This is a genomic window from Pseudomonas sp. ABa2, from assembly GCF_056676075.1.
Window position 1 is genome coordinate 4907868 of sequence record NZ_CM155239.1, and the last position, 17353, is coordinate 4925220.

Annotated in this window: 22 protein-coding genes; 19 read left to right on the forward strand and 3 right to left on the reverse strand. The window is 55.0% G+C overall.

The genetic code is table 11. The annotated features are described in order from the left end of the window. A complete protein-coding gene (locus tag AC1G9C_RS23615) occupies window positions 1-639 on the reverse strand; it encodes a peroxiredoxin (RefSeq protein ID WP_480408962.1) in 639 nt (212 codons plus the stop codon). Window positions 640-766: 127 nt separating this feature from the next. On the opposite strand from AC1G9C_RS23615, the gene AC1G9C_RS23620 reads away from it, so the two are divergent. Next, window positions 767-1222, forward strand: a complete 456-nt coding sequence (locus AC1G9C_RS23620; protein WP_480408963.1) for a GNAT family N-acetyltransferase — start codon at window positions 767-769, stop codon at window positions 1220-1222. On the opposite strand, the gene chrA is transcribed toward AC1G9C_RS23620, so the two are convergent. Further along, window positions 1217-2554 (reverse strand): chromate efflux transporter, encoded by a 1338-nt coding sequence (chrA, locus tag AC1G9C_RS23625; RefSeq protein ID WP_122109286.1) that lies wholly within the window; start codon window positions 2552-2554, stop codon window positions 1217-1219. The genes AC1G9C_RS23620 and chrA overlap by 6 nt on opposite strands. 684 nt (window positions 2555-3238) lie before the next feature. Between chrA and AC1G9C_RS23630 the strand changes: the two genes are divergently transcribed. From AC1G9C_RS23630 to AC1G9C_RS23705, 16 genes are all read left to right on the forward strand, one after another. Next, on the forward strand, window positions 3239-3544 hold the full coding sequence (locus tag AC1G9C_RS23630; protein WP_480408964.1) for a hypothetical protein: 306 nt from the start codon (window positions 3239-3241) through the stop codon (window positions 3542-3544). 89 nt (window positions 3545-3633) lie between these two features. After that, window positions 3634-4191, forward strand: a complete 558-nt coding sequence (locus tag AC1G9C_RS23635; protein WP_480408965.1) for a hypothetical protein — start codon at window positions 3634-3636, stop codon at window positions 4189-4191. An 80-nt stretch (window positions 4192-4271) separates the two neighbouring features. Then, window positions 4272-4958, forward strand: a complete 687-nt coding sequence (locus AC1G9C_RS23640; RefSeq protein WP_480408966.1) for a hypothetical protein — start codon at window positions 4272-4274, stop codon at window positions 4956-4958. 20 nt (window positions 4959-4978) lie between these two features. Beyond that, window positions 4979-5530 (forward strand): hypothetical protein, encoded by a 552-nt coding sequence (locus AC1G9C_RS23645; protein ID WP_480408967.1) that lies wholly within the window; start codon window positions 4979-4981, stop codon window positions 5528-5530. Between the two features lie 97 nt (window positions 5531-5627). Then, window positions 5628-5933: a hypothetical protein gene (locus AC1G9C_RS23650; protein WP_480408968.1), complete on the forward strand. Its 306-nt coding sequence runs from the start codon at window positions 5628-5630 to the stop codon at window positions 5931-5933. Window positions 5934-6024: 91 nt separating this feature from the next. Continuing rightward, window positions 6025-6462 carry a T6SS immunity protein Tdi1 domain-containing protein gene (locus AC1G9C_RS23655; RefSeq protein WP_480408969.1) on the forward strand — a complete coding sequence of 146 codons (438 nt, stop codon included), beginning with the start codon at window positions 6025-6027 and terminating at the stop codon, window positions 6460-6462. An 85-nt stretch (window positions 6463-6547) separates the two neighbouring features. Next, window positions 6548-6988, forward strand: coding sequence for a hypothetical protein (locus AC1G9C_RS23660; protein ID WP_480408970.1), 441 nt, complete (start codon window positions 6548-6550; stop codon window positions 6986-6988). Between the two features lie 178 nt (window positions 6989-7166). Continuing rightward, a complete protein-coding gene (locus AC1G9C_RS23665; RefSeq protein ID WP_480408971.1) occupies window positions 7167-7538 on the forward strand; it encodes a hypothetical protein in 372 nt (123 codons plus the stop codon). 102 nt (window positions 7539-7640) lie between these two features. Further along, window positions 7641-7982: a hypothetical protein gene (locus tag AC1G9C_RS23670; protein WP_480408972.1), complete on the forward strand. Its 342-nt coding sequence runs from the start codon at window positions 7641-7643 to the stop codon at window positions 7980-7982. Window positions 7983-8088: 106 nt separating this feature from the next. Further along, on the forward strand, window positions 8089-8661 hold the full coding sequence (locus AC1G9C_RS23675) for a hypothetical protein (RefSeq protein ID WP_480408973.1): 573 nt from the start codon (window positions 8089-8091) through the stop codon (window positions 8659-8661). A 76-nt stretch (window positions 8662-8737) separates the two neighbouring features. Then, window positions 8738-9511, forward strand: coding sequence for a hypothetical protein (locus AC1G9C_RS23680; RefSeq protein WP_480408974.1), 774 nt, complete (start codon window positions 8738-8740; stop codon window positions 9509-9511). Between the two features lie 94 nt (window positions 9512-9605). Then, window positions 9606-10157 carry a hypothetical protein gene (locus AC1G9C_RS23685; RefSeq protein ID WP_480408975.1) on the forward strand — a complete coding sequence of 184 codons (552 nt, stop codon included), beginning with the start codon at window positions 9606-9608 and terminating at the stop codon, window positions 10155-10157. Window positions 10158-10243: 86 nt separating this feature from the next. Continuing rightward, window positions 10244-11122 carry a hypothetical protein gene (locus AC1G9C_RS23690; protein WP_480408976.1) on the forward strand — a complete coding sequence of 293 codons (879 nt, stop codon included), beginning with the start codon at window positions 10244-10246 and terminating at the stop codon, window positions 11120-11122. An 87-nt stretch (window positions 11123-11209) separates the two neighbouring features. Beyond that, window positions 11210-11800 carry a hypothetical protein gene (locus AC1G9C_RS23695; protein ID WP_480408977.1) on the forward strand — a complete coding sequence of 197 codons (591 nt, stop codon included), beginning with the start codon at window positions 11210-11212 and terminating at the stop codon, window positions 11798-11800. Window positions 11801-11874: 74 nt separating this feature from the next. Further along, complete coding sequence (locus AC1G9C_RS23700) at window positions 11875-12312, forward strand: hypothetical protein (RefSeq protein ID WP_480408978.1); 438 nt, start codon at window positions 11875-11877, stop codon at window positions 12310-12312. Window positions 12313-12435: 123 nt separating this feature from the next. Next, window positions 12436-12954 carry an AacA4 family aminoglycoside N(6')-acetyltransferase gene (locus AC1G9C_RS23705; RefSeq protein ID WP_021445973.1) on the forward strand — a complete coding sequence of 173 codons (519 nt, stop codon included), beginning with the start codon at window positions 12436-12438 and terminating at the stop codon, window positions 12952-12954. A 294-nt stretch (window positions 12955-13248) separates the two neighbouring features. Here the strand turns inward: AC1G9C_RS23705 and AC1G9C_RS23710 are convergent, their stop codons facing one another. Further along, window positions 13249-14568: an OprD family porin gene (locus AC1G9C_RS23710; protein WP_480408979.1), complete on the reverse strand. Its 1320-nt coding sequence runs from the start codon at window positions 14566-14568 to the stop codon at window positions 13249-13251. Between the two features lie 533 nt (window positions 14569-15101). Here AC1G9C_RS23710 and AC1G9C_RS23715 point away from each other — a divergent pair. Continuing rightward, complete coding sequence (locus AC1G9C_RS23715; protein ID WP_397498728.1) at window positions 15102-16061, forward strand: aliphatic sulfonate ABC transporter substrate-binding protein; 960 nt, start codon at window positions 15102-15104, stop codon at window positions 16059-16061. Beyond that, a complete protein-coding gene (locus AC1G9C_RS23720) occupies window positions 16058-17287 on the forward strand; it encodes an acyl-CoA dehydrogenase family protein (protein ID WP_480408980.1) in 1230 nt (409 codons plus the stop codon). The genes AC1G9C_RS23715 and AC1G9C_RS23720 overlap by 4 nt, the downstream gene beginning before the upstream one ends. Window positions 17288-17353: the final 66 nt, after the last annotated feature.

Below are 17353 nucleotides of genomic sequence, written 5' to 3' on the forward strand. Positions count from 1 at the left end.
TTAGCGATTCGGCTGCGGGGTCAGGCGCAGATACGGCTTCACGGCGCGATAGCCCCTGGGGAAGCGCTCGGCGATCTCGGCCTCGTCCTTGAGCGACGGCACTATCACCACCTCGTCACCGTCCTGCCAGTTGGCCGGGGTGGCCACCTTGTAGTTGTCGGTCAGCTGCAGCGAATCGACCACGCGCAGGATCTCGTGGAAGTTGCGCCCGGTACTGGCCGGATAGGTGATAGTCAGGCGCACCTTCTTGTTCGGGTCGATGACGAACAGCGAACGCACGGTCAGGGTGTCGTTGGCGTTCGGGTGGATCAGGTCGTAGAGGTCCGAGACCTTGCGGTCGGCATCGGCGATGATCGGGAAGTTGACCGCGGTGTGCTGCGTCTCGTTGATGTCGTCGATCCATTTGAGGTGCGAATCCACCGGGTCGACCGACAGGGCGATGGCCTTGACCCCGCGCTGGGCGAATTCGTCCTTGAGCTTGGCGGTAAAGCCCAGTTCGGTGGTGCACACCGGCGTGAAGTCGGCCGGGTGGGAGAAGAGGATGCCCCAGCTGTCGCCCAGCCAGTCGTGGAAACGAATGGGGCCTGCGCTGGAATCCTGTTCGAAGTCGGGGGCGATGTCGCCCAGACGAATACTCATGGTGGCGCTCCTGTGCCAGTGGCTTGCGTGGGGCTCACTATGCTGAGGAACGCAGAGAAACAAAAAGAATAAATAAAAATTTATTTATAACTTAAAGCTATTTAAACGAAACGGATGGAACCGCCCCATGCCCAACCCGAGCCTGCACAGCGTCCCCGGGGACCAGGCGCCGATGCACCTTTTGCTGGAAGCCGATCCCAGCACAGAGACCATCGCCGGCTATCTGCACGACTGCCACTGCGTGGTGGCACGCCTGGGCCGAACAACCGTCGGCGTCTACCTGCTCAAAGCGCTGACGGCCGACACCTGGGAGCTGATGAACATCGCCGTGGCGCCCGAGCACCAGGGCCAGGGCATCGGCCGCCTGCTGCTGGACGACGCCATCACCCAGTCCCGACTACTGGGCGCACGGCGCCTGGAGCTGGGCACCGGCAGTTTCGGCCACCAGCTGACCTTCTACCAGCGCGCCGGCTTTCGCGTGGTGGCGGTGGAGCCGGATTACTTCCTCACCCACTACCCCGAGCCGCTGTTCGAGCACGGCCTGCAGCACAGGGACCGGCTGCGCCTGGCATTGACCCTATAGCAGCAGATGCACCGCCAGGCCGACCAGGGCGCAACCGGCGATGGTCTCGATCACCCCGCGCTTGAACATGAACAGGGCCAGCGCCGCGCCCAGGGCGATCAGCGCCGAAGGCCAGTCGAAGCGGCCGGCGAAACCCTCCGGCCAGAGCACGTGGTAACCGAAGAACAGCGCCAGGTTGAGGACCACCCCGACCACCGCCGCGGTGATGCCGGTCAGCGGTGCGGTGAATTTCAGCTCGCCGTGGGTCGACTCCACCAGCGGCCCGCCGGCGAGGATGAACAGAAACGACGGCAGGAAGGTGAACCAGGTGACCAGGCAGGCCGCCAGCGCGCCACTGGCGAAGGCCGAATCGGCGCCGAACACCGGCTGCCCATAGGCGCCGACGAAGGCGACGAAGGCCACCACCATGATCAGCGGCCCCGGTGTGGTCTCGCCCAGGGCCAGGCCGTCGATCATCTGCGTCGGCGTCACCCAGCCGTAATGGCCGATGGCGCCCTGGTAGACGTAGGGCAGCACCGCGTAGGCGCCGCCGAAGGTGAGCAGCGCGGCCTTGGTGAAGAACCAGCCCATCTGCGTCAGGCTGCCGTCCCAGCCGAACAGCGCGGTGAGTAGACCCATCGGCAGCAGCCACAGCGCAGCGCCCACCAGCAGGATCAGCGCCAGGCGCGGCCAACGAAAGCGGGTATGCGCCGGCGGTGGCGTGTCGTCGTCGATCAGCGCCGCGCCATAGGACTTGTCCGCCGCACCGTGGCCGCCGCCGACGGCGAAATGCTGCGGCGCCAGGCGCCCGCCGAGATAACCGAGCAGCGCGGCGCCGAGCACGATCAGCGGGAACGGCAGCTGCAGCACGAAGATGGCGACGAAGGCCGCCGCGGCAATCGCCCACAGCCAGCGATTCTTCAGCGCCCGGCCGCCGATGCGCCAGGCCGCCTGCACCACGATGGCGGTCACCGCCGGCTTGATGCCGTAGAAGATCCCGGCCACCAGCGGCACGTCGCCGAAGGCGATATAGACCCAGGACAGGACGATCAGGATCAGCAGCGACGGCAGCACGAACAGCACCCCGGCGATCACCCCGCCCCAGGTGCGGTGCAGCAGCCAGCCGATATAGGTGGCCAACTGCTGCGCCTCTGGCCCGGGCAGCAACATGCAGTAGTTCAGCGCATGCAGAAAACGCCGCTCGGACAGCCAGCGGCGCTTCTCCACCAGCTCCTGGTGCATGATCGCGATCTGCCCGGCCGGCCCGCCGAAGCTGATCAGCCCCAGCTTGAGCCAGAACCAGAAGGCCTGCAGCAGACTGACGGGGGCGGGTCGCTCACCAGCATCGGACATCGAATGCACTCCACGGGGTAAAAATCGGCCGATCACTATAGCCGCTCGCTATGCCACAAGCATGACCCTGCACGGAAAATCACCAGCGCCGCGCAGCCCCGATGCCGCCTGGCCCGGCGCGGTTTTCCCGCATCTTATCCACAGCACTTTCCCCAGATTCTGTGCATGAGCGCGCGGACGGCCTCATGGCCACCCGCCACTGTTGAAAACTCGGAGCAAGGCATTGATCCACAAGGATATAGCGCCTGGCGATAACCCCTATGAGATGCCCTTGAACAAAAACTGCACGGCCCCCGCCAGCCCGCCTGAACGCTGGCCGGCAGCGGCTTTTGCGCAGTTTATCCACAGGACTGCCAACAGATTCTGTGGGTGGTAAGGGAGGCCTCGCCCCCCGCCCTTCCAGGCGGATACCGATAGCGACGCAGGCGCAATGGCATTTCGCCCACCCGTCATGGACAGGCTCGCTATGGATGGACTAGTTTCGGGCGTGAATCTGCTGGTGCAGTCGATCCAGCAGCTTGGGCTTGCCGTCATCCCTGTCGCGTTTCTCCCTGAGCGCTGTCGCGTTTGCCGCGAGCATCTTCAGGCCAGACAAGGACTTGCAGGACGACAAGGAAGGTTATGCGACAGCTGTCGTGGGCAAACGCGACAGCCGTGTCGCCTAATTAATAGTTAGAGGTTGTCATGGCCGACTCCACTCAAAGCATCAAAGACGCGATAGCCGAAGCACTGGTTAAATCCGAAGAAAAAGGTGATGTCGTTATTGCCACGAGTGTTATTAACAATATCACCGAGCCAATGGCAGAAGCGGTGAAAGCCGTATATGCAGGCATCTTCACAAATCAAGAACTAGCGGCACTGAGCAATTTAGTATTTCAAGCAACATCAGATACCAAATTTTACGACTGGGAAATGCCCACACTTGTTGGGTACACTCGTGAAGAAATGCAGAATTTAGGAAAGAAGCTCCGCGAACTTGCCACCCTCTAACAACTGGTTCAAATCGTTCGCTTCGCTCTCTGGGACGGGCTAAAGCCCGCCCCTTAACCAAACGTTAGCCCCTTAATGGAAATCTGCGCGTGAGCGAAGAACTATCAAAATGCAGACGTAACTTACTGATAGCCTGCAGCGTCCTGATAATATTTTGGCTAGCGGGTGCCGAGATAAACGCTATCAACGCACCCGGAATGGCGGTAACCCTGAGCAGGCCGGAAATATTAAGCTACTTTATCTGGTTAGCCATGTTTTACGAGTTAATTAGATTTAATCATTTGCACAAGAACCACAACCCCAGCCACACGCTAGCCACAGAAAAATACATAGCAAAGCGTGAAAAAATACTGAGCCATATAAAAGCTCATGACCCACAGTTCATGGAAGTCCAAAAAGGCTACCCAACAATAAAGCGCGGCATCTTTAAAAGAAACATCACATACATTGCAAACAACAACGGTCATCAAGAGCCAAGGTCCGTTAACATCTCACTTATGGCAGTTTTTGCGCTAGAAATATCCACATATTTAAAATACGCAACCACAGACCTACAGTTTATTGAGTACGACCTCCCAATCCTGTGGGCAACTGTAGCAATCGCACTCCCAGTTAGCGAAACATATATTGCGTACCTAAGAGGCTAACTATGCGCTCAAATCGCTCACTTCGTTCGCTGGGACGGGCTAAAGCCCGCCCCTTAGCTTAATCGTTAGAGGAATTACGCGTGACGATGAAACAAGGCATCGATGACCTTGCTGCTCTTGAGGAAGCTTTCGGCCTTCCTAAAGGATTCATCGACAGCCTCATCAATGAAGATGATTGGTCTCTCATCATCAAGTCGCACGCATTATTGGAATCCGCGTGTGCAGATATGCTTTGCCATTACTTTGGCAAGTACGAACTCGGCGACATATTTGCGCATCTCGATATGAGCAATAAGAAATGTGGAAAAACCGCCTTTATCTCGGCCCTCAAACTGCTAAGTAAAGCAGAAAGGCGATTTATATCCGAGCTCTCGGAGCTCAGGAATATGCTTGTGCACAACGCATCGAATGTAACATTTTCTCTGGAAAAATATTTCTCAAGCCTAACCAAAGAAAAACAGAAAAGCCTCCATTCTGCCTTAAACCTCCGTCTAGAAAGAATTTCATCAAAAAACGAAATTATTGAAGGCGTTAACCTTCTAATAAAAACACCTAAAGCTGTAATCTGGAGTTCATTAACCCAGTGTTTAAGCAGCATTTACATTCAAGATGTTTTTGCCATAAAAAGAAATGAACTACTGAATGACGCGCTAGAAAAAATCAAAATTGCAGGGCCAATCGAGATTAGGCAAGAGGATATTCCTCTAACAATTGGTTCAAAGCCGTTCGCTGCGCTCACTCGGGACGGGCTAAAGCCCGCCCCTTAACCAAACGTTAGGCCTAAAACATGAATGCACCAAGTGGAGTTAGTCGCCGCCTCCAGCAATGTATAGAGCGGCTAGGGTCTCAAGACTGCGAGGGAGCCCTGGTAAATTTATTCCCCGCAATAGATAAAACAGCCAAGAAACGTCGCCCCAAAGATGGCGTTGGAAAACGTATAAAAGCATTTCTTCAAGATGAAGAGGTGTTAATTACAGCCATAGCAACTGGCAATGTCTTCAAGGGCTGCAGCTTTGACGGGGTATCGTTTCACGATGCCCTATATAATTTTGGCCGCACCCCAATTGCACACGAGGGGGAGTTAGACCCACGGCTGACCTTCAATATCGAAGGTGGGCTACAAATAGGAAAGGATCACTGGAATCTACCCATTAGCTACATCGTAGGCATGTCTCTAGCAGTAATCATTGCCCCCGAAAACTCCGGTGAACGCACCGCTGAAGGTTTAGCTATAACAGTGTTCGGCAAGAAATTCGCTCTGAACGATATTTGGGGTCGCCCTGAATCTGTTCGCGACCACATATGCATCCAATTCCGTGACCCAAACCTTTTTGCGTAACGGCCTAACAAATGGTTCAAGTCGTTCGCTTCGCTCACTGCGGGACCGGCTAAAGCCGGCCCCTTAACCAAACGTTATGCCTGATCGGAGCCTCTCCATGAAAACACTTCAGTTCCTCTTCATTATTTTGGGGCTCGCCAGCTCGGCACACGCAAACGAAGAGTCTTCTTTGCAAGACATGCTCTTGGTGTCAAAAATGACTGGCGTTTGCGGTGTAATGCAGCAGATGGCTGCCTTTCAGTCATCCACTAAGATGTCTGGCGGGAGTGAGTTTATTGAACGTTTCTGGCGTACCGAGTTTGCAAGACTTGGTAAATCGCAGGAAACTTTCTTTAAAGAATGCGAAGACTCAATAGCCGCCTATAACCAGCTTTGGCACGCATCAGAGCAGTTAAAAAAATGAGCGAGCATAACAAGTCGCTCAAATCGCTCACTCCGTTCGCTGGGACGGCGTTCCGCCGCCCCTTAGCTTATCGTTATGCGAAATTAAAAATATGAGCATACTTAACGAAATCAAAAATGCTTGGGGCTGGGTAGGTATTGATCCCCAAGAAATCGTTATAGAAAACGAGTTTGGTAATCTAATCGTGAAAGACTTCAGTGACAGGTTTTGGCGCCTATGTCCTGAAGATGTTTATTGTGAGGTTGTAGCTGAATCAATCGAAGAGTACAACGCCCTCATTAAAAATGAAGAATTCCTCGAGGACTGGTTTATGTCAGCTATGGTCTTAGAAGCTGAGAAAACACTCGGAAAGTTAGAGCCAGGGTATAAATACCACATGGTAATTCCAGGTGCTTTAGGCGGTGAGTATGGTGGCTCAAACGTTAAGGTAGCACCGTTACTAGAAATTGTTAGGTTCTCTGGTGACCTCGGCAAGCAAATTGAGCAACTTCCAGATGGTGCCAAAATTGAACTTAAAGTGGTTCCGTGAAATCGCATAACAATTGGTTCAAATCGCTCGCTTCGCTCACTAGGACGGGCTAAAGCCCGCCCCTTAACCAAACGTTAGGCCACTAATGCATCCACTGGTAGCACGCGCAATCGATACGATTTGCCTCAGCCGAGACGATGGCACCTGGAAATCGCTTGATGAAGAAGCCTTATTCACGTTAGTTGAGGAGTTTGGCGATGGTGGTTTGGCAGACCGCTTGTTTAGCGAAATTCCTCGCTCTGTGCCCTACGAGGTAGTCTGCGGCCTGTTTGACTTACTCGCTTGGCGCACTAACGATAACGGCGCGAGCATCACACGCGCCGTTGAAGATTGGCTTCGCGAGGGCAAAGACAACCGTAAATTACGTATTGCGCTTCATTTGGAGGTGTTTCCGTTTGTAGACGAAGCCGAAATGAGAGAGGTGCTTTCCAGGCTGGCAAATACGAACTCAGAGCTTGCGTATCGTTGCCTTGAGCTAATTAAGAACAGAGCGGGGAAGTCATGTACTACCAATCTCTCGGCCTAACTAGTGGTTCAAATCGTTCGCTACGCTCACTGGGACGGGCTAAAGCCCGCCCCTTAACCAAACGTTAGGCACTCTTCGAATGATTACTTCAGCCCACATCTGCTATGAATCAAGCAAGACCAATTTAGAGCTTCAATTGCTTGGCACACTCATTTAGCAAAATACAAGCTGGAAAACCATGCCTACCGAGTGGAGCGACTGCGGCATAGTCATACCTCAGCTAATAGTCCTAACTCCAACACCGTTTATAATTCAAATCGAAAACGATCCAGAATGGGTTCCAGAAGAAAACAAAGAGTTCGCAGAATGGGCAGGCTTGAGCGAAGAAAACGAACTATTTCTTAAACTGTCGCGTTGTGATGCAAGACTTGCTATTCAATCCACAGCCCCAGATCAAATAACACTCACAGGCAAAGAAATTATCGCATTTGCTTTTGGTGGTGTCGTTGACCCAAGAAACAGTGACATATCAAATGTATTAGCAATTATCGGCAAGGAAATTTCAGGTGTTTTGAACGACTGTGTTAATGAAGAACTTTTACAGTTTTGAGTTATCATGCCTAACAAGGCGCTCAAATCGTTCGCTTCGCTCACTGGGACAGGCTAAAGCCTGCCCCTTAGCTTAATCGTTAGGCCTCTCATGAAGTCAGCTGTGACTCATCTACATAAACAGGCACTACGCTGGTTGGTAGCAAATCGGCCTGAAGACTTGCGAGAGTTGATGGAGGGCGAATCTAGTTACACGCTACCGCACAGCATTGGCATCTCAAAGGCAAGCAGAGAAGAAAGCCGTGCTTGGGTCATGGCGATTTATCATGTTAGGTACGCAGCGCAGTTCGGTCTTTCGCAGCAGAGAGTCATCAAAGGTACATATGTTCATTCATCGTATTCAGCGGAGTTTGAACATTGGTTAGAACTGGGGGCTCCCGGCATCAGCGCCGAAGAGCTAACCGACTATCTGAACGAAGTACCAATTCATAATTATGATCAGTAAAGTCATCAAACAAAGGCCTAACAACTGGTTCAAACCGTTCGCTTCGCTCACTGGGACGGGCTAAAGCCCGCCCCTTAACCAAACGTTAGATACCAAGGAGGGCTAAGTGCCAGACAATAACTTACAAGACCTTGAAAAGCGCTCCCTAAACGCAATTATTGATGCAACCACCTCACCAAGCCCTGAGCTTGATAAATTTTCTACCTGGCTAACTGGGGGCGCAGCAGCATCAATTGCACTTTCAATATCCAGCCTGGAAAGTTTGATTTCCAACATCGGCCAAGGGTACACCAAGAGCTTCATAGTCATTTTGGCCCTATCAATTTTGCTTGGTCTTACGCAGAAAATTCTTGCCGTCCAAATAAGTGCATTAAAAATCGTTGATAAGGCTGCAGAAGAAGCGCAATCTAAAATTACTGCAATGCATTCAAAAGAAAAAGTCTCTGACGCCTCCCAGTATCTCCAAGAAAACACAGATACAGCCAAGGTTGCAGCCCACTATCTTTTATCACTACCAAAACCCTATAGAGATGAAATAATCAAAAGCTGGAATCAAGGTTCCCAAAAGGAACCAAAACCAAACACGCAAATAACACGATTCACCAACCAAATCAAAATACTTGGCGCTCAAGTCTTCATGATATTTGCAGCCATCGGCTTAGTCGTGCATGGCATCTAACAATCGGTTCAAGTCGTTCGCTTCGCTCACTCGGGACCGGCTAAAGCCGGCCCCTTAACCAAACGTTAGGCTCTATATGTACGCTGTCGACCCACACGACTCTCTTGTCCCTATCTTTGTAGAGCACATAAGCTCAGGAAAAGTTGAGCAGGTTGGAACTGGTATCTTTGTAGAGTTTCAAGGTGCCCCGTTTCTTTTCACCGCAGCACACGTTACAGATATAACTGAGTACGGGAGCTTGATGGCCCCGACCGCAAACGGCATATCTGCAGTTGAAGGATACATGGCATATGTGGACTTGTTGCCTGAAAGCAAAAGATCGGAAGACACAGTAGATATAGCTTATTTCAGGCTAGACTCAACCTTCGCCCGAAGTTTACTTGCCCACTTCAAGCCTTTACATCAGTCAAGATGCGAAATTATCCACAACGCAACTGAGTTAAGTATGTACTCAATTTGCGGCTACCCAGCAAGTAAATCACGCCAAAATGGTGATGTTTTTAGCTCAGAGCTTGCATCCTATCGCGGACTTTCGGCCACAACCGAAACATACAATGAACTAGATTTAACTAGTGACTCCAGCATAATCGTTCGATTCCGTAAAAAAAACGCCATCTCCCCAATCGATGGTAAAAAAATGAACCCGCTTAGCCCACGGGGTGTAAGTGGTGGTGGAATATTTTCTTGGCCTGCCAGCCATGAGCTTTCAAACGATTGGTCTCTTACTCGCTTAGTAGGAATATTTCATACCTATAAAGAAAGAAAAGGCTTAATGATTGGAACCAGCCTATTATCGGTAGTCACCGCAGTACAGCTTGGGGCAATGAAAAATTATGGCGGCACCGAGTAGTGGCCAAGCCTAACAACTGGTTCAAGTCGCTCGCTTCGCTCACTCGGGACCGGCTAAAGCCGGCCCCTTAACCAAACGTTAGAGGAAGTTCCCCATGATGCGCCTTGTAAACTTCTTAACATCTCTTTGGGGAGTTCTTACTGCTGTTACAGTTTTATTTCCTGGCGCTGCCGCAATTCTGAAGCTACCAATTGCCGTGGAGAACTCAAAAATAGCCGAGCTTTATCCAGCGTTCGGCAGCGTCATAGCTGCATTTTCGCTGTTGCTACTTACCGCATACCAAGACAAATTAGCATCTCTAGATGTTGCGAGGAAAATTTCAACCACTGCAGCCACACTAGCAGTCCTTGCATTATTCACCTTTGTCGGAATACGAACATTTGCACTCGATATTGATTTCGAGCACAGAACAATTGATAGAGAAAGAAATGTGGTTATACAAGAAGCCAAAAACAAAGGCCTCATAATGTATACAGAAAAAATATACACATCGACTGCCCCTGACCCTTCAGAAGTACGCAGCGTAAAAGGTGACCCTTGGGATCTTGGTTGCCTTGCAGCCTTTATACTTATGTTCAGCTCGCTAACCGTAGCTTTTGGCTCTCTTGGGATACACGTTTATCAAAAACAGCGAGGCATCCTCTAACAATGCGCTCAAATCGCTCGTTTCACTCACTGGGACCGGCGAAGCCGGCCCCTTAGCTTAATCGTTATCTGAGCTAGGAGACCAAAGTGCAAGGAACATGTCGCCTTTGTCATTCAGAAGCGGTACTGAAAGAAAGCCACTTTATCCCTAAGTTCATTGGCAAGTGGGTCAAGAAAACTGGCATTACCGGCTACATTAGAGAAAGCAACGAAGTCAATAAGCGCGCTCAGGATATCGCGAAAGAGCATTGGCTTTGCGGAGATTGTGAAGCGCTATTTTCACAGTGGGAGCGAGAGTTTGCGAACAAGATTTTTTACCCATTCGCAGACCAAGGCGTCTCCGTAGCAACTTATGATGAGTGGATGCCAAAATTATGCGCCTCGCTATCTTGGCGAACGCTTACATACATTCGCAGCAAAAACGATAGCGAGCAAAAATCAGAAGAATATAACAAGTCCTTAGATGACGCCGAGCATCATTTACGGAAATTTCTTCTTGGCGAAGAGACAAACCTTAATCAATACGAGCAACATGTATTTCCGCTAGAGCGAATTGAATCCACAACAGAGACAGGATTGCCGCCAAATATAAATAGATATTTCTTGCGCACAATGTCAATGGACATTATTGGCAATTCAACAGATCTATTCATATACACAAAACTGCCCCGCTTCATTATTCTCGGAGCCGTTAAGGCAAAGAGCCTTAACAAGATGCGCTCAAGCAGAATAGCCATTAAGCACGGACAAATTAGCCCCAGAAAATATTGGTGGCCCGATGGTTTTATAAATTACATCATAGAAAAGGCCAAGGCAGTTTCAGATGCTTACGATAAAATACCGGAAAAACATAAAGACAGTTTTGATGAATACATCAGAAATAACCCAGAAAAAGCAGAAAACTCAAAGCTAATCGAAGCCTTTATGTATGATCACGATCAATTTGGCAGCAAAGTATTCAGATAACAATACGCTCAACACCGCTCGCTTCGCTCACTGGACTCGCAAAAGCTGCGCTTTTGCTCGCCTGTTAGCTTAACCGTTAGGTACCTGATGGAAACCACCTCCGAACGCTGGGAACGATTTCTAGACCCTGACGTAGTCAGGCCCTCTCTTTTCTTGGCGACAATGTTTATCACCACATTCGAGATATTAAAAAACTCTGTGGTCGATCACCTCCGAAATTTCTACACAAATGGCTGGGATGAAAACGGACCAATTATTAGCTCCGAATACCAAAGCAAAGTCATATCCCGGAACAAGAGCCCACTCTATGCATCACTTGAGTGGCTGCATGAAAGCGGTGCAATTGACAGTACGGACCTAGAGAAATATGAGTGCCTAAAGAAAACTAGAAACCTACTGGCACATCAACTATTCGAGGTGGTAACCGGGCAAGTTGAATCGAAGCACGAAACTCAATTCGAAGAGCTTGTAGAACTATTACGCAAGGTAGAAGTATGGTGGATTGTAAATCTTGAAATCGCTATCAACCCAGATATCGATAGTCAGGAAATTGATGAGGAAGGCATTGTCCCTGGCTCTGTCTTGTCACTTCAAATGCTCATCGAGGTAGCCTCTGGCAATACTGAGCTTCTTGAGCACTGGCGCAAGGCACGCATGCAACGCGGAGCAGATACCTAACTATGTGCTCAAATCGTTCGCTTCGCTCACTGGGACGGGCTAAAGCCCACCCCTTAGCTTAAACGTTAGGCACTATGAACATACTACTCTGTGAATCAAGATTCCTAATCCTTGCGAACCGCATCGGGGCAGTATCTATGGCGGAATTGACCGCATGGGCAGATGAAAAAATACTTAGCACAGATGAGCCGCCCAGCTTTGTTATTGATCTTGCGTTAGGTGATATACCAGTTAGCCCCCAAGAACTAGACTTTATTCGTAACGAAGCAAGTGAAGTGGAAATATCCCGCCTCGCGCGGCTGATTCTGGAAATACTAAACAGGACAGCTGACCTTGATGAGTTCGGGCTTTATTGTTATCGATTGGCGTTAATTTCAAGAGGCCGGGCTTGTGAGTTACTGCACTGGGCATCAGATGAAATACATCTATGCAGCGAAGGGATTAAGTCTTTTTCAGATTCAGAGTCTTTGATCAGAGAGGCAATTAATGAAATTGCGGAAAATAGCGCCTAACTAGTGGTTCAAACCGTTCGCTGCGCTCACTGGGACGGGCTAAAGCCCGCCCCTTAACCAAACGTTAGGCAGCACAGGACAATCACCGTGCACTCCACCAAGTCTGAAGTTACTCTCCGCCTCATGACCGAGGCGGACTTGGGCATGCTTCACGACTGGCTCAACCGTCCACACATCGTCGAGTGGTGGGGTGGAGAGGAAGCACGCCCCAGCTTGGAGGAGGTCCGGCTGCACTATCTGCCGCGCGTCCTTGCTGAAGAAGCCGTGACACCGTATATCGCAATGCTGGGGAACGAGCCTATCGGGTTTGCGCAGTCTTACATCGCCATGGGCAGTGGTGATGGCTGGTGGGAAGACGAGAGTGACCCAGGCGTTCGAGGAATCGACCAATCTCTTGCAAACCCGACGGACTTGAACAAGGGTCTCGGGACTGCGCTTGTGCGGGCGCTGGTGCGGCAGCTCTTCTCTGATCCTGCCGTGACCAAGATTCAAACGGACCCGGCACCGGAGAACCATCGAGCCATCCGCTGCTATGAGAAGGCTGGCTTTGTGCAGCAAGGCCGCATCACAACGCCGGATGGACCGGCCATCTATATGGTCCAAACCCGGCAAGCGTACGAGGCGGCGCGAGGTGCTGCCTAACCCCTCGCTCAAGCCGACGCGCTACGGCAGCCGCCGCCTGGCCGCTCCAGGCCACAGTGGTCATTTTCCTTCCGCGGCCAGCGCGTAGGTTGGGTTGAGAAGCGTAGCGACGAAGCCCAACGCCTCCCCCCATTCCGGCCCATTCCGGCCCTGTTGGGCTTCGCTGCGCTCAGCCCAACCTACGCGCCTGAAAGACGCCCAAAAAAATCGGGCCATCTGGCCCGAAAAGTACTCCACCTTGAAGAGTTCGTTGCCGGCCCGTTGGCGGGCCGGTCAGGAGATGTCGCAGCTGGGTTACAGCAGGGTCAGGGTGTAGCTCAGGATCAGGCGGTTCTCGTCAGCATCGGTGGTGACGTTGCCGCGCTGGGTCGCGTTGCGCCAGGACAGGCCGAGCCCCTTGAGCGGGCCGTCCTGCAGGGCGTAGTCGAGACGGAAATCGCGCTCCCATTCCTTCAGATCGCCCGTGGCGGAATCGACGTTGTCGCCCTTGAGGTAAGCGACGCTGGCCTTGAGGCCCGGCACGCCGAGCTTGGCGAAGTCGTAGCCGTACTCGGCCAGCCAGGTACGCTCGCCGGCGTTCTGGAACTTGCCGATCTGGCGGTCGGTGATCAGGTAGGACGAAGAGCCGCCACCCTGGTTGAGGAAGGGGAAGGCGCTGTCGCCTTCGACCTGCTGGTAACCCAGGCTGGCGAAGTGGCTGCCCAGGCTGTAGGTGAACAGGGCGCTCCAGGTCTGGTTGTCGACCTCGCCGGTGCTGCTGTCGCCAGCACGCCAGAAGCCGGCGCTGCGGTAGCCGTCGGCGCGACCGGCGGCGCTGCCGTTCTTGCCGTCGGAACCGCTGTCGAAGTAGCGCAGGTCGCTCTTCAGCGAACCCGGGCCGATGGCCCAGCTGTGCACCAGGCCGAGGAAGTGCTGTTTGTAGAAGTCTTCCAGGTTGCCGTAGTAGTACTGCAGCGTCAGGTCCTTGCTCAGCTTGTAGTCGCCGCCGGCGAAGTAGAACTTGTTGCTGTCGGCGTCACCGCTGGCCCCGGCGATACGCAGGGCGATGTCGTCGGTGGAGCTGCGGGTCTTGGTGCTTTCCAGCTGGCCGGCGGTCAGGGTCAGGCCGTCGATCTCGTTGGAGGTGATCTGCCCGCCTTCGAAGGTCTGCGGCAGCAGGCGACCGTCGTTGAAGGTCACCACCGGCAGCTTCGGCAGCAGGGTGCCGAGGCGTGCCTCGGTCTTGGACAGGCGCACCTTGGCGGTCACCCCGGCCTTGCTGTAATCGTCCACGGCGCTGCCGTCGCTATCGAGCGGGAACAGCTGGCCGGGGGTGCGCTCGCGGCCGGCCTTGCTCGCGGTGCCGCCGGAGTCCAGCTTCACCCCCAGCAGGCCGATGGCATCGAGGCCGAAGCCGAGGGTGCCCTCGGTGAAGCCGGAGCTGTAGTTGAAGATAAAGCCCTGGCCCCACTCGCTGGCCTCGCCGTTGTTGTTGGCGGTGTTCTTGGTGTTGAGGTCGTAATAGAAGTTGCGCAGGCCGATGCTGGCCTTGCTGTCTTCGATGAAACCGGCGGCAGTCGCTTCGCTGGCCAGTGCGGCCAGGGCGACGGCCAGCGCCAGATTGGACTTGTTCATGCTCGATGCTCCAGGTGCTGTGTGTGCTGTTATCGGTATGGCACTGCACAGGGGCTCGGCAGGACAGCGTACTTGGCGCTGGCCTCGGCGGATTGGCAATAAGAGCCCCTGGTTCGGGCCCGATGCGGTGGTCCGCTGTCGGCTGGTGGCTAATCTACGAGACGATTGCTAATCCCTAAAAAGAATTATTTTTTATCTTGTAGTAACAAAAAGACATATGAAGGGGCGAAGTGAAGGCCGTAGGGCGTACCGGGCGGCGATCCGTTCGCATAGCAGTACGCCGTGAACGCTTCGCGGCATCGGGGAGAAAGCTGCCGCAAGCAAAAGGCGGACTGCTGGCTGCACTACGAGCGGCCGGCGTCCCGGGCCGGCCTGCGCGCTGCTCCTAAGCTAATTCCTAAAAATTATTTATTGCTGGTTTTTTAGATCGTCTAGCTTCTCCTCACCGGATCACCGGACTTCTTTCCCTAAAACTGAAGTACGCGTGATCCGCCGCCCCCCATGGCCGGCACGTGTTCGTAGCGAGAGCCGCCATGTCCAACACCCATTCCAAGCGCAGCACACTGATCGCCGCCTCCCTGGCCATCGGCCTGCTTGCCGCGCCACTGGCCGATGCCGCCGAGCAACTGCGCATCGGCTACCAGAAATCCTCCACGCTGATCAGCCTGCTGAAGAGCCAGGGCACCCTGGAAAAGGCGCTCGCCGATCAGGACATTGCCGTCAGCTGGCATGAATTCCCCAACGGCCAGCCGCTGCTGGAGGCGCTCAACGTCGGCAATATCGACCTGTCCGCCGATGTCGCCGACACCGTGCCGGTGTTCGCCCAGGCGGCCGGCGCCGACCTCGCCTACTTCGCCCAGGAAGCGCCCTCGCCGCGCGCGCAGGCGATCATCGTGCGCGAGGACTCGCCGATCAAAACCCTGGCCGACCTCAAGGGCAAGAAGGTCGCCGTGACCAAGGCGGCCGGCGTGCATTACCTGCTGATCGCCGCGCTGGCCCAGGCCGGGCTGAAATTCGGCGATATCGAACCGGCCTACCTGACCCCGGCCGACGGCCGCGCCGCCTTCGAGAACCGCAAGGTGGACGCCTGGGTCACCTGGGAACCCTTCCTCAGCGGCGCCCAGCAGCAGCTGCCGACGCGCATCCTCGCCGACGGCCAGGGCCTGGCCGACTACCAGCGCTATTACCTGACCAGCGCCACCTTCGCCAAGCGCCACCCGCAGGTGCTGCAGACCGTGTTCGCCGAGCTGGTGAAGAGCGGCGACTGGCTGCGCGCCAACCCGCGCCAGGCGGCTGAAATCCTCGGCCCGCTGTGGGGCAACCTCGACCCGGCCATCGTCGAACAGGCCAACGCCAAGCGCAGCTACCGAGTGCGCCTGGTGCAGCCGGGCAGCCTCGCCGAGCAGCAGAAGATCGCCGATGCCTTCTTCAATGCCAGCCTGCTGCCCAAGTCGGTGGATGCCCGCGACGTGAGCATCTGGAGCCCCAAATGAGCGCCCAGGCCCGCCTGCATCCCAGCCTGCGCGACGAGCCACTGTTCGCCGCGCACCTGTTCCCCGTGGATTTCGGCAGCCGTACGGCCAGGGTCGAGCGCCTGGCCCGGCGTCTGGCCGCCAGCGCGGTGGAGCGGGATCGCGCCGGTGGCAGCGCGCCGGCCGAACGCGAGCTGCTGCGCGACAGCGGCCTGCTGAGCCTGGCCGTGCCGCAGCAGTACGGCGGCCAGGGCCTGGTGTGGCCGGAGATCTACCGCATCGTGCGCTACCTGGCGGCGGTGGACAGTTCGCTGGCCCACCTGTTCGCCTTCCAGCACCTGCAGGTGGCGACCATTCTGCTGTTCGGCAGCCCCGAGCAGCAGCGCCACTGGCTGACCCGCACGGTGCAGCAGCGCTGGTTCTGGGGCAACGCCACCAACGGCCGCGACACTGGCCTGACGCTCAGCCGGCGCGAGGAGCATTACGAGCTCAACGGCAGCAAGTCGTTCTGCTCCGGCGCGCTCGGCGCCGATGCCCTGGTGGTCAGCGCGCCACGCGGCAAGAACCCGGAGGATCGGGTGTTCATCGTCCTGCCCAGCCAGCGCGACGGCCTGGCGATCAACGCCGACTGGGACGGCTTCGGCCAGCGCCAGACCGACAGCGGCACGGTGCAGTTCGAGCAGGTGTTCGTCGACGCCAGCGAGCTGCTCGGCCCGGTCGGCGCCAGCCCGCGCACCACCCTGCGCGCCTGCCTGTCGCAGCTGATCCTCACCCAGCTCTACCTGGGCAACGCCCAAGGTGCGCTGGACGCGGCGCTGCGCTACACCCGCGAACACAGCCGCGCCTGGCCGGCCTCGGGGGTGGCGCAGGCCAGCGACGATCCGTTCATCCAGCAGCGTTACGGCGAGCTATGGCTGCGCTACCGCAGCGCCCTGCCCTTGGCCGAGCATGCTGCCCAGCGCCTGCAGAGCGCCTGGGAAAAGCCGGCGCTGACCGCCGCCGAGCGCGCCGAGGTGGCGCTGGCCATCAGCGAGGCCAAGGTGCTGGCGGTGCGCGCCGCGCTGGAGATCACCAGTCAGGTCTTCGAGGCCATGGGCGCCCGCGCCACCAGCTCGCGCTACGGCTTCGACCGCTTCTGGCGCAACGTGCGGGTGCACAGCCTGCACGACCCCGTCGACTACAAGGTGCGCGACCTCGGCCACTGGCTGCTCAGCGGCCAGGGCCCGCGGCCGTCGCTGTACGGCTGAGCAGGAGGTGCGAACCACAGGGAATATGCATAGGAAAAAGCGTTATCTCGCATCGAACAGGGCTAA

Bases quoted from the DNA above. Each gene is read 5' to 3' on its own strand.
- AC1G9C_RS23695 (WP_480408977.1), top strand. From the start codon at position 11,210: ATGGAAACCACCTCCGAACGCTGGGAACGATTTCTAGACCCTGACGTA.
- AC1G9C_RS23715 (WP_397498728.1), top strand. From the start codon at position 15,102: ATGTCCAACACCCATTCCAAGCGCAGCACACTGATCGCCGCCTCCCTG.
- AC1G9C_RS23685 (WP_480408975.1), top strand. From the start codon at position 9,606: ATGATGCGCCTTGTAAACTTCTTAACATCTCTTTGGGGAGTTCTTACT.
- AC1G9C_RS23710 (WP_480408979.1), bottom strand. From the start codon at position 14,568: ATGAACAAGTCCAATCTGGCGCTGGCCGTCGCCCTGGCCGCACTGGCC.
- AC1G9C_RS23660 (WP_480408970.1), top strand. From the start codon at position 6,548: ATGCATCCACTGGTAGCACGCGCAATCGATACGATTTGCCTCAGCCGA.
- AC1G9C_RS23700 (WP_480408978.1), top strand. From the start codon at position 11,875: ATGAACATACTACTCTGTGAATCAAGATTCCTAATCCTTGCGAACCGC.
- AC1G9C_RS23655 (WP_480408969.1), top strand. From the start codon at position 6,025: ATGAGCATACTTAACGAAATCAAAAATGCTTGGGGCTGGGTAGGTATT.
- chrA (WP_122109286.1), bottom strand. From the start codon at position 2,554: ATGTCCGATGCTGGTGAGCGACCCGCCCCCGTCAGTCTGCTGCAGGCC.
- AC1G9C_RS23705 (WP_021445973.1), top strand. From the start codon at position 12,436: ATGACCGAGGCGGACTTGGGCATGCTTCACGACTGGCTCAACCGTCCA.
- AC1G9C_RS23620 (WP_480408963.1), top strand. From the start codon at position 767: ATGCCCAACCCGAGCCTGCACAGCGTCCCCGGGGACCAGGCGCCGATG.
- AC1G9C_RS23665 (WP_480408971.1), top strand. From the start codon at position 7,167: ATGCCTACCGAGTGGAGCGACTGCGGCATAGTCATACCTCAGCTAATA.
- AC1G9C_RS23680 (WP_480408974.1), top strand. From the start codon at position 8,738: ATGTACGCTGTCGACCCACACGACTCTCTTGTCCCTATCTTTGTAGAG.
- AC1G9C_RS23630 (WP_480408964.1), top strand. From the start codon at position 3,239: ATGGCCGACTCCACTCAAAGCATCAAAGACGCGATAGCCGAAGCACTG.
- AC1G9C_RS23615 (WP_480408962.1), bottom strand. From the start codon at position 639: ATGAGTATTCGTCTGGGCGACATCGCCCCCGACTTCGAACAGGATTCC.
- AC1G9C_RS23650 (WP_480408968.1), top strand. From the start codon at position 5,628: ATGAAAACACTTCAGTTCCTCTTCATTATTTTGGGGCTCGCCAGCTCG.
- AC1G9C_RS23720 (WP_480408980.1), top strand. From the start codon at position 16,058: ATGAGCGCCCAGGCCCGCCTGCATCCCAGCCTGCGCGACGAGCCACTG.
- AC1G9C_RS23645 (WP_480408967.1), top strand. From the start codon at position 4,979: ATGAATGCACCAAGTGGAGTTAGTCGCCGCCTCCAGCAATGTATAGAG.